Raw genomic sequence first — 12959 nt, 5'->3', positions numbered from 1 at the left:
AAAATGAAAGTGCTTACAATTTAGGGTGTGCGGGATTCCCAGTGCTTGCGGTACGTCCGCACGATATTCACACACAATCGACAAAAGAGGGCGAAAGGGGAAGGTCTGGCATGACAAGCAAAAGGTTCGGAATCATCGGTCTGGTAATGGTTATGATGGCATCTATGATCACTGCTTGCTCAGGGAGCTCGGGCAAGGAGCCAGCGTCAGGAGATAGCAAGGAGAAAGTCACATTCACGTATTTTAATGCCACTGCGGGCAGGGACATTAATACCAATGAAACGCGGATCGGCAAGATCCTGGAGGATCAGACGGGGGTAAACTGGAAGCTGGAGCATTTGGTGGGTGATTCCAATACGAAGATCGGTACATTTATTGCCAGTAACGATTTCCCGGATGTGATAGTACCGGATGGCACGATCGATAAGCTGCTGGATGCCGGGGCTTTTATTCCCCTGAATGATTTGATCGACAAATACGGACCGAATATTAAGCGTGTATATGGACCGTACTACAACTTGATGAAGGCGGAGGATGGGAACATTTATTTTCTTCCGCTCAGTGCGGTGGTAGGCGATTATTTACCTGCGCCTAACTTGGAGCAAGGAGCCTTTTGGGTGCAACGCAGGGTATTAAAAGAAGCGGGATTTCCAAAAATCAAAACACTTGACGAGTATTTAGCCCTGATTCGTAACTATGCGAAAAAACATGCAGATGAGGGCTTGACTGGGTACCTGGCGTTAACCACGCAGGATAGGTTTTATGCTCTTACGAACGCGCCGATGCATCTGGCAGGCTATCCGAATGATGGCGGCACGATTATTGATATGAAGACACACCGGGCCACGGATTATGGAGATATGGAAATCACAAAGCGGTATCTGAAAGAGCTAAATCAGCTCAATGTAGAGGGCCTATTTGATAAATCGTCCTTTGTGGACAATTACGATCAATATTTGGCGAAGCTGACTTCGGGTAAGGTGCTGGGCTTTTTTGACTACCGCTGGCAGGCGGGGCAGGCCCTGAATAATCTGCAAGAGGCTGCCAAGCAATCGGGCAATGATGATATGGAGTATATAGGGCTGCCTATTGTATACGACCAGAATATAAAGGATCAGTACATTGATCCGTCGTCATTCGTTAATAACCGAGGCATAGGAATTACGGTCAGTGCCAAGGACCCGGTACGTATCATCAAATTTTTTGACAACCTGCTGACGGACGAAAACCAGATATTATCCAACTGGGGAATCAAGGGGGAAACCTATGATGTAGATAAAAAAGGACGCTTTTACCGGACTGAGGAGCAAATTAAGCAGACTGGTCAGGACGCGTTCCGCGAATCATTCGGGTTCAAATATTTTGAATATAGTTGGCCGCGATACGGTAGCGGTTCTACCCTGCCTGACGGTAACTCGGTTGGCCCCGGACGGCAGCCTGAGGTTGCGCGTATGTCCTACACCGAGGGAGATAAAAAGCTACTAAAAGTCTATGGTGTAGAGTCCTTCTCGCAAATGTTTTCCGCACCTGACGAGCGCCCATGGTATCCGGCCTGGAGTATTCCGATTGCTCAAGGCTCAACTGCGCAGCTCTTCCAGCAAAAGAAGGGGGACCTACAGCGCAAATATTTCCCGCGTTTGGTGCTGTCTGCACCGGAACAGTTTGATGCGATTTGGAATGAATACACTACTGAGTTCAACAAGCTGGATGTAAAGGCGTATGAGGAGTTGATCACGAAGGAGGTTGCCAAAAAAATCGAAAATCCCGGTAAAAAATAAAGGAGGAAGCAGCTATGGGCCACTCGTCACCACCACCTGTCACGATCTCCCCGGATCATTTTCCGCCCTCGCGGCGAACCGGCTTTAGGGGATTTATGCACAAGCTGAATCAGCAACGGGCACTAGTATGGATGTCCGTCCCTTTTTTAATCTGGCTGTTCATCTTCAAGTATTTGCCCATCTGGGGCTGGACGATTGCCTTTCAGGATTTTAAGCCTGCCCGCAAGTTGCTCGATCAGCAATGGGTTGGATTAAAGCATTTCCATTTTCTGTTTCAGGATGAACACTTTCTGCGGGTCATGCGCAATACGCTGGCGATGAGCTTTATTAATTTGGTGTTGGGCTTTGTCACCGCTATAACACTAGCAATTTTGCTGAATGAGCTTCGTCAGCTCGTATTTAAGCGGGTGGTACAGACGATCAGCTATCTACCGCATTTTATTTCGTGGGTGGTCGCGGCCAGCATCATTAGTACGGCGCTATCTGCGGATGACGGCATCATCAATGAGGTGCTGATGTGGCTGGGATTGATTAAGGAGCCTATTCTGTGGCTGGGCGAAGGAAGCTATTTCTGGGGCATTCTCGGTGCATCGGAGGTATGGAAAAATGTCGGCTGGAATACCATCATTTATTTGGCCGCGATGACGATGATTGATCCCTCGCAGTATGAAGCGGCTGAGATGGATGGAGCAGGGCGTTTTCAGCGGATTTGGCATGTGACATTACCCGGATTGAAGCCTGTATTTATCATCCTGCTCATTATGAACATCGGCAATCTGCTGGAATCCGGCTTTGAGCCGCAATACTTACTGGGCAACGGTATGAACGTGGATTACTCGGAGAATCTGGATATTTTTGTGCTGAAATATGGTATCCAGATGGGTAATTTCTCGCTTTCCATTGCTGCCGGGATGTTCAAAACGGTGGTCAGCTTCATCTTACTGTTTAGCGCCAATCATATTGCGAAGCGGTTAGGGGAGGAGAGATTGTTCTAAAAAAAGAGTGAGTTTCTGGGGAGGGCTCGTTGTCGCTTCGCGTGCGGATTGTTCTTCCGATCGCTGTTATCCCCGTATTTTCTTATTGGAATAAAGATCATAGGTTAAAATCCGGGGATAAAGGCGAACGCTCCGCTTCTTCAGAACAATTCCGCCCGCTCCGCTGCTACCCGCCGTAAAGTCACTTTTTTGAGAACTGAGGGTAGTGGCAAGGGGGGAGCTTAGGGAAGGCGCGTGACTCGCGCTTCCATGGGTAAATGCGCCATGATGGTTGGCTCAGCTTCGCTTTCGCTTGTTTTTAGGACTGCTAGTGGTGGTGATAACAGAAGGTGCGAGCTCATCCATACTACGGGTGCAGGTCAGTGGATTTTTAACAGGCCGCTTCGCTGACCTCATTAACTGCTTGAAAAATAACTTTTCTAATAACAACTGACATTAACAAAATAATTGACACAAACTACAACTCATATCACAGCACCAACAACGGCTCCAATATCAATGATCCTACCCATCGTATGGATTACATGCCTGGGTGCTTAAGCTATTTTTTAGAAAGGAGCGGAAGTCATGGGTAAAGGAAAGGCCGTACACGGGCGATTTCGGGCCCCCTCGGATCGGATTTTTGATGCGTGCAATATTCTGTTTATGCTCTGCCTGATGGTGTTCACGCTGTATCCGTTCTTGAATACGCTGGCGGTTTCGTTGAATGAAGCGAATGATTCGATACGGGGCGGGATTTATTTGTGGCCACGTGAATTCACGTGGAGTAATTATGAATTTGTGTTCAAGGAAGCAACGATTTTCCATGCTACGCTGATTTCTGTATTACGTACGGTTGCGGGCACGGTGACTTCGGTGTTTTGCTGCGCGATGGTGGCGTACACGATCAGCCGGCCGGAATATGTGCTGCGTAAATTTGTTTCGATTGCTTTTATTTTAACGATGTATTTTAGCGGTGGACTGATTCCGAACTTTCTCCTGATTCGTGAGCTTGGGATGCTGGGGACTTTCTGGGTGTATGTTGTGCCGGGATTGATTGGGGTGTTTAATGTGATTGTTATTCGCTCCTTTATTGAGGGATTGCCGGAAGGGATTTTGGAGTCGGCGCGTATTGACGGGGCTGGGGAGTTTTCCACTTTTATGCGCATCGTTTTACCGCTGTGTGTTCCCGTGCTAGCGACGGTGTCGCTGTTTACAGCAGTCGCGCAATGGAATTCCTGGTTCGATGTGTTTTTGTACAATTCGTCATATGAACAATGGAGCACTCTTCAATATGAGTTGATGAAAATACTGCAAAATTCCAACACGTCTGTTAACACTCAGGACTATGCGAGCCAATTCGCTGGTTCGGAAAATCTAGCGAAGTCGGTCACGCCTACCTCAATTCGGGCCACGATGACGATTGTCGCTTCAGTGCCTATTATTTTAGTTTATCCCTTTTTGCAAAAATACTTTGTGAAGGGTATGACCTTGGGCGGTGTCAAAGGATAGTAAATGAAAACCAATGGTGCCAAATACCAATTCCAAAAAATCGGAGTACGGGAGGGATTGCTTTGCGGTCATGTTGGGTTAAGCCTTTTTGTCTGGTACTGGCTGGAGCGCTGTTGTTATCGCCTGTCGGTTGGTGGGGGGCGTCTGTACTAAAGGCAGCTCCGTCTATAGAACATTCCCCGCCCGTTTCGGATACGGTGCTGTCAGCGGGTAATATCCATAAGACCATTGGAACGTATGGATTTGAGCAAGGAAACAGCGACGGCTGGAAACCCCGGGGAACTTATACCCAAATTGCATCTGTCACGGAAGCAGCATATGGCGGCACGCACAGTCTGAAGGCAACCGCCCGCACAGCGGCTTGGAACGGGGCGGAGCTGGATGTGAAGTCGCTATTGCAGCCGGATGTAGAGTATGAAATTAGTGGCTATGTGAAGCTAGATGGTCATTCTGCGGTTCCGAGCATGGTTAAACTTACAGTGGAGCAGCAGCCGACAGACGGGACTACGACATGGAAGACGGTAGCGCAGACGGAGACGGCGGATACATCGTGGATTAAACTTCAGGGGAAATATACTTTTACCGGGGGGATGGATGCATTGAAGCTGTATGTGGAAAGCTCGAATCCCGCGCAGGCCTACTATGTGGATGAGGTAGAAATAACACAGGTATCGAAGACGCCAACGGAGCCGGCCCATGGTATCGTATCCGGGTTTGAAGAGGGTACGGCTCAAGGATGGGTGTCCCGTATGGGAGCCGAGACCGTGCAGGTTTCGGATGCCGATGCACGAAGCGGCTCATACAGTCTGCTGACAACAGGCAGACAAAAGACATATGCCGGACCGAAGCTGGATGTGACTGCTACGATGCAAAAGGGCAGCCGATATACGGTCAGTGCCTGGGTGAAGCTGGCGCCGGGTGAGCAGCCTGCCAAGGTGAGGCTCAGCGTGCAGCGTGATCACCAAGGGAATAGTTCGTATGAAACTGTTGTAGGCGACACGGCTACTACGACAGGGGGATGGATGCATTTATCTGGTACGTATACGCTCGCGCATGATGCAGACACTGTTTCTATGTATTTGGAAACGGCAGAAGGAACGTCTTCCTTTTATATGGATGATTTCGAACTGTCACTTGTACCACCACTGGCTATTGAAAAGGACATTCCTTCTTTGCATGGATTATATGGGGGACAGTTCAGCATCGGCACGGCGATTGAAGCTTTTCAGACCGAAGGGGCTTACGGAGAGTTGGTACAGAAGCATTTTAACAGCGTCGTTGCAGGGAATGCGATGAAGCCAATCTCCTTACAACCGTCCGAGGGACAGTTCCATTGGGAGGAAGCAGACCAAATTGTGCAGTTTGCTAGACAGCACGGACTAGAGATTCGCTTCCATACCTTGGTGTGGCATAACCAAACTGGGGATTGGATGTTCAAGGATAAGAATGGACAGCCGATGACACCGACTGCTGAAAATAAAAAGCTTTTGCTGGATCGGCTGGAGACGCATATTCGCGCTGTTGCAGCGCGGTATAAAAATGTCATCACCGATTGGGATGTGGTGAATGAGGTCATTGATCCTGATCAGCCGGGTGGCATGCGCCGCAGCAAGTGGTATCAGATTACCGGTACGGATTATATTGAAAAAGCATTCCGTGTCACGAGGGAAGCGGCGGGCCCGAACGCACGACTATTCATTAACGATTACAACACGCATGAGCCGAAGAAACGGGATTTTCTGTACAATTTGGTACGTGATCTGCTCGCTAAAGGTGTACCGATTGACGGGGTAGGCCACCAATCGCATATCCGCCTAGAGTTTCCCGCTATTAGCGAGATTGAGCAGTCCATCGAAAAGTTTGCTTCGCTTGGTCTGGATAATCAGATTACCGAGCTGGATATGGGTCTTTATTCCAATGACACAGATCGCTATGAAACGATTCCAGAATCTATGCTGATCCGGCAGGCTCACCGCTATCGGGCGCTGTTCGATATGTTTTCAAGGCAGCAGGATCATATCAGCAATGTGACGATTTGGGGTACGGATGATGGAAATACGTGGCTCAGCACGTTTCCAATAGCCCGGCTGGATAAGCCGCTATTATTCGACGAACAGTTAAAGGCCAAATATGCCTATTGGGCACTTGCTGATTCGTCCAAAGTCCCGCCGTTGCCAGCAGGGAATAACGAATAAATGGTTTGAATACATGCCGGCCTTTGTTATCTCACCTGAACGCAATGGCGGTTTTACGGAAGTATGGATTGGCATGTATGCTGTATCGAACGTCCGCTTATACAAGCATAAAAGCAGGCTGTCCTTTACATTTCACATGTGAAGGACAGCCTGCTTTGTTATCGTAAAGGAATCGCGGTTTATTCCAAGTTAGCGTGTTGGCCAAACATAGATTCGGAGGTCAGCTTGCGCAGCTCCATCGTTCTGAGTACCAGTGCATCACCGTACAACAGCAGGGTTTGCTCAAACAATGAGCCCATAGGCTGAATCGTCTGGTAATCCTTGTTGGAAGGATCCTTGGGTGCACCGGGCAGCTTGACGATGATATTGGCCAGTTTGCCAATGGTGGAACCGGGGGACGTGGTTAGTAGCGCCAGAGAGGCCCCGAGTTTCTTTGCTTTTTCTGCCATGGAGATCAGGCTTTTGGTTTCACCAGAGCCTGAACCGATAATGAGCAGATCGCCCTCGCCCAAACCGGGAGTTACGGTTTCCCCGACCACGTAGGCTTGAATCCCCATATGCATCAGCCGCATTGCCAGCGAGCGAATCATGAACCCTGAGCGGCCCGCACCTGCCACGAATACCTTATTCGCAGCGGCGATGGAGTGGATCAGCTGTTCCGATTCCGTATCACTGATCAATTGTGGAACCAACTGTAGCTCCTTGAGTACCTCAGATAAATATTGAGAGGTTTCCATTGAGGTTAACCTTGTTTGATGAGCTGTTGCATTTGGGAAGCTACAGCCTTTTTGTCGTCCTCGCCAGTGATACCACCGCCGACGATAACCAGATCTGGTTGAGCCTTCACGACTTCAGCCAATGTGCTCAGCTTAATACCGCCAGCCACAGCAGTTTTGGAGTTTTTCACGACTTTTTTGACGGTTTGCAGTGCTTCGAACGGGCTTTGTCCTTCAGCTTGCAGATCGTAGCCTGTATGCACACAGATGTAGTCAACGCCCAGAGCGTCAATTTCTTTCGCGCGTTGCTCCAGGTTTTTAACACCGATCATATCCACCAGGATTTTTTTGCCGCCTTGTTTTTTCGCTTCTTCTACTGCGCCTTTGATTGTTGCATCTTCAGCTACAGCCAAAATCGTAACGATATCTGCACCAGCCTCGGAAGCTTTTAGCACTTCATAGCCCCCTGCATCCATAACCTTCAGGTCAGCCAGCACTTTCAGATTCGGGAATGCTTCTTTCATTGCTTTTACTGCATGAAGTCCTTCATTGATGACAATCGGCGTACCGATTTCTACGATGTCAATATACGACTCTACTTCTTTTACCAATGCAATCCCTTGCGGGATATCTACTAAGTCTAAAGCCAATTGAAGTTCCATGGTATTAACTTCACTCCTTAAGTGAATTTGTATTTTGATGAACAGGTACATGCTCTGTTGAGTATTACTCTATACTTTAATTTCATGCACAGGTTTGATTGTAAGGCCCAGCTATCCGGTTGAAAAGTACGCACTAATTCGTAACGTAGTTACCCCCACGATACTATAGCATCATAAAAACCATCCATGAGAGAGCCTATACTTTGTCTTTTTTAGTATTATTTCTATAAGGAGAGTCAACTATTCGTAACCGAGGATTTTGCAAAAATCCCATAAGCGACTTCCAATGAACAAGATATAGATCGAAATGGTTTGGTTCGTCTATATCTTGCACTTCGAAGCGACTGGAATCGAATTTTGCAAAATCCATAACCGTACACAGCAATGTAAGGTTGCAAAAAAAAAGAAGATAGCGATGATTGAATTGACTTCAAGTTAGGTTTTGACTATATTTGCAATATACGGTATGCAAAAATGGAGGCTAGCAGCATAACTGCCCTGAAAAATAGCCATTGGGCTAGGGGTAACCGCAATTTTCAGGCTAGGGAGGCGGGGTCTAATGGAAGAGGTCTTGAACCAAAGGGAAGCCATTTATTTGTTGTCGGACAGTCACGAACTCGATAAAGCTTGTGAGTTGTTTAGACTCAGCTACACACATAATGATTGGGATGAAGCGAACAGAGTAGCAGACTTTCTGCATACGTTGGCTGAAAACCTGTATCACACCCAACTGAGAAATGCTGCAGACGGCAAGTATGAGACATTGGACACCAAACACCCGCTAGTGTTTTATTATGCTTACAGTTATCTGGCGAAGTCTATTTACTATCAGAATATGGGCAAGTATGAGGAAGCTAGAAACTATATTATGAAGTATAGCGAAATGGGCTGGTTTATGGGGCTGGATCAGAGCGGTCACGAAGAAGTAGAGAGATTCCGTTTCCTCGCCAAGGCCAATTTATTTACGATTGAGTTACTTTCGGGGAGAAGGGAACTTTTGCCTGAGTACGTTCAATTTCTTCATGACAATGAAGAGGAGTTACTTCCAGGATTGGTTGGTATTGCGGAAGCGGCTAACTTGAATAATTGGAATATAGACGACCTGCTGAACGATTTTGCTGATGATATTAAAATATTTGAAGGTTATGAAGATAGAGCAAACCGCGTATATTATCTAAAACTGGTCAACCAATTGGCCATTTACCATTTCAAGAAGAAGCAGTACTCCGTTGCCTTAAATTATGTTCTTGATTCTCTGCAATTCTCTGCCAATGTAGAAGTGGATGCCAATTTCAGGACATTGGTTGCTCTGTTTGAGACTTATCGAGATTGGGCAACACCATCACAGCAAGAGCAATACCAAACCATTTTATTAAGGGGGCTTCATGCTGAAAAAGGCATTAATCTCGGTAACTATGGCCTTGGCGTCTCTTAGTATTGCTCTTCCGGTGGGAAATATTTGGGAAGGGTTAGACCCTGTGATTCCTTCAAATCATGGTGTTTTTTCTTTTTCTTATCCTGCTTGAGTTTCAGATTTAGATCCTTAAGCCCGATAGGCCTTTTGTACATAAAGGGGAGCACACTTTTACGCATTTTGCGAACCGTGTGCTCTCTTTTTTATGCCAAAATTTATTTTACGACATACGAAGTCAGGCTATTGGCCAGATGTTGCATCGTTTCACTCGCCTTTTGCATACGGTCCATCACTTCAGTGAAAGAGCCTACCAGAGTCGCCTGCTCCTGAGAAGAAGAAACGATTTGCTCAATTTCCTGCTCCATTTGATGAATGGAGTTCTGTACATCCTTAAGGGCCCCTTCAATATCGACCGTCGCCTTTTTGGATTCTACGGATAGCTTGCGCACCTCTTGAGCGACGACACCAAAGCCTGCTCCTGCTTCTCCGACACGCGCGGCCTCAATCGCTGCATTCAATCCAAGCAGGTTGGTTTGATCGGAAATTTCCTTGATGAACACAGCTACCTGATTGATTTTACCCGAGTTTTGCACAGCGATTTGGGTGTTTTTCAAAATTTGTTCACTGGTTGCCTGAAGTTCCTCGGAATGAGCTGCTACATGCTGTACCATATCAATGAGCTGCTCGGTGATGGAGCGGTTCTCGGATACGAATTGATCCAGTTGATTTTTGTTAGTCAAATTATAAGAGGCCGCAAATGCTGCAATGACTTCACCTTTCTCGTCCAATACAGGAATACTGATCATATCCAGAGGAAACCCTAGAATTTCAGCAGGAATGTGGGTCAGGCTGGTCTCACGTCCATTTTTAAGCATGGCAAAATCCTTATAGTCCTCGAGTAGCTCCGAGCCTGTTTCAAAGCCGAGGTCCATACCCTCCGATTGGGTATACATAAGGACATGAGTTCGGTCGAAGAGAGCAAGGGTCACTTTCTCACGCATGATCTGTTGTATGTAGGGAATGGCTGCAATTAATGCATCTATTGTATTCAAATAGATAACCTACCTTTCTTTACTAGGTATATTTTTTATAGTCTCGTATATAGTTGTCGGTCTAAAGATGGATAAAAGTTATAAAGATATTGAATCTTTAAGGAAGTGAAAGCATCAGAAAAAAAGGCATACCGTTTCCATTACGAAACGATATGCCTTCTATTTAATCTGAACGTGTCAGTGCTGCGTATAGGTAGTTCACTTGCCGCGTTGCTCGAACAGTTGTGCGATTTCCACAATAACCTTGGTAGCGAGCACCATGTTGTCCACCGACACATATTCAAACTTACCGTGGTAGTTCTCCCCACCTGTAAAAATATTCGGTGTAGGCAGTCCCATGTAGGATAGCTGTGAACCGTCTGTACCGCCACGGATCGGCTTGATAATGGGTTCGATATTCAGCTTTGTCATTGCTTCATAAGCGACATCGACGATATGCTTGACTGGCTCTATTTTCTCTTTCATGTTGTAATATTGATCTCTCAGCTCCAGCGCAATACGGTTTTCTCCATATGCGGCCTGCAGCTCTTTGACTACATTTGTTAAATAAGCTTTCCGGTTTTCAAAGCTCTCGCGGTCAAAATCACGGATAATATAGTACAGTTTAGCTTGTTCTGCGGTGCCTGTAGAATCCAAGAGATGATAGAAGCCATCATATCCGTCTGTATATTCCGGGGCTTCGTTTGCAGGTAACCGACTGTGCAGCTCCATAGCGATTTTGGCAGCGTGGATCATTTTGTTTTTAGCCGTACCAGGATGCACATTCACACCGTGAATGGTAATATGGGCGGCTGCGGCGTTAAAGCTCTCATACTCCAGTTCTCCGAGCGGTCCGCCGTCTACCGTATAGGCATATTCAGCGCCAAAAGCGGCTACATCAAAGCGTTCCGGTCCTCTCCCAATCTCTTCGTCCGGTGTAAAAGCAACGCGAATTTTGCCATGTTGAATTTCTGGATGGTCAATCAGGTAGTGGATAGCTGTCATGATTTCTGCGATCCCGGCTTTGTTGTCTGCACCGAGCAGGGTGGTACCATCTGTTGTGATCAGGGTGTGGCCTTTATATTGAGTCAGTTCGGGAAACTCACGTGGAGAAAGAACCACACCAAGCGAAGCATTCAGCGTGATATCGCCCCCATCATAGTTTTCCGTCAATTGCGGCTTTACCCCTGCACCAGTCAGTTCGGTAGCCGTATCGAGGTGAGCGAGAAAACCGATGACGGGAACCACTTTATCCGTATTGGAAGGAAGGGTTGCCATCACATAACCATGATCATCAATGGTTACGTCTGTCATACCAATGGCTTTCAATTCGTCCACCAAAAGGTTGCCCAATGTAAGCTGTCCAGGTGTAGTGGGGCAAGTGTGGCTGCTTTCATCAGATTGGGTATCTACCTGAACATAGGTAGTCAGGCGGTCAATCAGTTCCTGTTTCATGTGGATATCCTCCTTGGTGTCATTTCTATTATGGTAGGTATTTTATCATGATTAGGCTTATAATATGAAAAAAATGGTTGAACCTTTTAGGGATAATAGTAAAATAAAAGTAAAAATAGAGTAAAATCTTAAAGGAGTCTGCAATGCCTACGTTAAAAGATATCGCCCAGGAGGCAGAGGTTTCGATATCCACGGTCTCCCGAGTGCTAAATTATGATGAGACACTGTCTGTATCAGAGGAAACGCGGCGCAAAATTTTTGAGGTTGCCGAGCGTATGAAATATACGACTGTTAAACGTAAAAATGGCGGTATTGGTCGTCAGCCCCGCAAGAAGGCGGAGGGACCCATCCGGTTGGGTATGGTGCACTGGTTTAGCGTGTACGAGGAACTGGAAGACCCTTATTATCTGTCTATCCGGTTTGGCGTGGAAAAAGAGTGCCGCCAAAGCGGGGCACAGCTGGAGCGTATTTTCAGAAGAGAGGACCTGACTGCGCTGAAGGCGTCATCCGAAGGGCTGCATGGGCTGATCGTGCTGGGGCATTTTAGCAGCGAAGAGGTAGAACGTATGCTGGAACTGCCCATTCCTTGCGTTTTTCTGGATCATTCGGTAGAGCGCACAGGGGCAGACTATGTGGTCATTGACCTTGCTCGCGCTACAGCTGATGCACTGGATTATTTGATGGGCGCAGGCCATCGTCACATCGGATATGTAGGTATGGGCAAGGATGAGCAGTCCCATGATTTCGAACGAGCGGATCTAGATGCTCGCTATGAGACATTTTTGCGGTATCAGGAACAGCACAGGCTGTGCACGTCGGATGATATTCATGTGTGCGGCGGAACGGCGGCAGACGGCTTCCGTGCGATGGAAGCGGCTATTTTGGCAGGACCAGAAAACCTGCCTACAGCTTTCTTTGTTGCGAGCGATTCGGTGGCTATTGGGGTGTTAAAGGCACTGGAGCGGCATCACCTTGCGGTGCCGGAACGGATCTCCATTGTTGGCTTCAATGATATTCCGACAGCGGAATATTTGACCCCATCTCTGTCAACGGTCAAAACGCATACCGAACTGATGGGAGAAACGGGTGTTCAGTTCTTGCTGCATACGGTACGCAACGGTCCCAACGAGGTAGGGCGCAAGGTCATCATTCCGACCGAGCTAATGATTCGCAACAGCAGTGCGCCGCTACATACCGATGCCCCATAAAATCAACGTTATGG

At 47.3% G+C, this 12959-nt stretch carries 10 protein-coding genes; 6 read left to right on the top strand and 4 right to left on the bottom strand.

The features are described 5' to 3' along the window. The first annotated feature begins 110 nt into the window (after positions 1-110). The 4 genes from MKY75_RS23960 (at position 111) to MKY75_RS23945 (ending at position 6459) form a co-directional block, all read left to right on the top strand. Complete coding sequence (locus MKY75_RS23960; RefSeq protein ID WP_029518712.1) at positions 111-1778, top strand: ABC transporter substrate-binding protein; 1668 nt, start codon at positions 111-113, stop codon at positions 1776-1778. A gap of 14 nt (positions 1779-1792) precedes the next feature. Beyond that, positions 1793-2773 (top strand): ABC transporter permease, encoded by a 981-nt coding sequence (locus MKY75_RS23955; RefSeq protein WP_340886774.1) that lies wholly within the window; start codon positions 1793-1795, stop codon positions 2771-2773. Positions 2774-3340: 567 nt separating this feature from the next. Next, positions 3341-4264, top strand: a complete 924-nt coding sequence (locus MKY75_RS23950; RefSeq protein WP_029518710.1) for a carbohydrate ABC transporter permease — start codon at positions 3341-3343, stop codon at positions 4262-4264. Positions 4265-4326: 62 nt separating this feature from the next. Then, the gene (locus tag MKY75_RS23945; RefSeq protein ID WP_165145779.1) at positions 4327-6459 is read left to right on the top strand and encodes an endo-1,4-beta-xylanase; all 2133 of its coding nucleotides are present in this window, start codon (positions 4327-4329) and stop codon (positions 6457-6459) included. A gap of 179 nt (positions 6460-6638) precedes the next feature. Here the strand turns inward: MKY75_RS23945 and hxlB are convergent, their stop codons facing one another. Together hxlB and hxlA are read right to left on the bottom strand one after the other, a co-directional pair. Next, the gene (gene hxlB / locus MKY75_RS23940; RefSeq protein WP_340886772.1) at positions 6639-7196 is read right to left on the bottom strand and encodes a 6-phospho-3-hexuloisomerase; all 558 of its coding nucleotides are present in this window, start codon (positions 7194-7196) and stop codon (positions 6639-6641) included. A 5-nt stretch (positions 7197-7201) separates the two neighbouring features. Then, entirely contained in the window at positions 7202-7837 is a 636-nt protein-coding gene (gene hxlA, locus MKY75_RS23935) for a 3-hexulose-6-phosphate synthase (RefSeq protein WP_013312540.1), read from the bottom strand. Positions 7838-8396: 559 nt separating this feature from the next. Here hxlA and MKY75_RS23930 point away from each other — a divergent pair. Then, on the top strand, positions 8397-9272 hold the full coding sequence (locus MKY75_RS23930; protein WP_165145785.1) for a DNA-binding protein: 876 nt from the start codon (positions 8397-8399) through the stop codon (positions 9270-9272). A 194-nt stretch (positions 9273-9466) separates the two neighbouring features. Here MKY75_RS23930 and MKY75_RS23925 read toward each other — a convergent pair whose 3' ends face one another. Continuing rightward, the gene (locus MKY75_RS23925) at positions 9467-10303 is read right to left on the bottom strand and encodes a methyl-accepting chemotaxis protein (RefSeq protein WP_340886770.1); all 837 of its coding nucleotides are present in this window, start codon (positions 10301-10303) and stop codon (positions 9467-9469) included. A 198-nt stretch (positions 10304-10501) separates the two neighbouring features. Next, positions 10502-11737, bottom strand: a complete 1236-nt coding sequence (pepT, locus tag MKY75_RS23920) for a peptidase T (RefSeq protein ID WP_029518703.1) — start codon at positions 11735-11737, stop codon at positions 10502-10504. Between the two features lie 143 nt (positions 11738-11880). Here pepT and MKY75_RS23915 point away from each other — a divergent pair, with 143 nt between their 5' ends. Then, positions 11881-12945 (top strand): LacI family DNA-binding transcriptional regulator, encoded by a 1065-nt coding sequence (locus MKY75_RS23915; RefSeq protein WP_340886767.1) that lies wholly within the window; start codon positions 11881-11883, stop codon positions 12943-12945. Positions 12946-12959 lie beyond the last annotated feature (14 nt).

This window comes from Paenibacillus sp. FSL L8-0663, assembly GCF_038008125.1.
GTDB lineage: Bacteria > Bacillota > Bacilli > Paenibacillales > Paenibacillaceae > Paenibacillus > Paenibacillus polymyxa_D.
The sequence above is the reverse complement of the archived record's forward strand: the minus strand, read 5'-3'. Positions and strand labels throughout refer to the sequence as shown.

What these genes read in the sequence shown, in the direction of transcription:
- MKY75_RS23950 (WP_029518710.1), top strand. Translation starts at nt 3,341, where the DNA reads ATGGGTAAAGGAAAGGCCGTACACGGGCGATTTCGGGCCCCCTCGGAT.
- MKY75_RS23915 (WP_340886767.1), top strand. Translation starts at nt 11,881, where the DNA reads ATGCCTACGTTAAAAGATATCGCCCAGGAGGCAGAGGTTTCGATATCC.
- hxlA (WP_013312540.1), bottom strand. Translation starts at nt 7,837, where the DNA reads ATGGAACTTCAATTGGCTTTAGACTTAGTAGATATCCCGCAAGGGATT.
- hxlB (WP_340886772.1), bottom strand. Translation starts at nt 7,196, where the DNA reads ATGGAAACCTCTCAATATTTATCTGAGGTACTCAAGGAGCTACAGTTG.
- pepT (WP_029518703.1), bottom strand. Translation starts at nt 11,737, where the DNA reads ATGAAACAGGAACTGATTGACCGCCTGACTACCTATGTTCAGGTAGAT.
- MKY75_RS23955 (WP_340886774.1), top strand. Translation starts at nt 1,793, where the DNA reads ATGGGCCACTCGTCACCACCACCTGTCACGATCTCCCCGGATCATTTT.
- MKY75_RS23960 (WP_029518712.1), top strand. Translation starts at nt 111, where the DNA reads ATGACAAGCAAAAGGTTCGGAATCATCGGTCTGGTAATGGTTATGATG.
- MKY75_RS23930 (WP_165145785.1), top strand. Translation starts at nt 8,397, where the DNA reads ATGGAAGAGGTCTTGAACCAAAGGGAAGCCATTTATTTGTTGTCGGAC.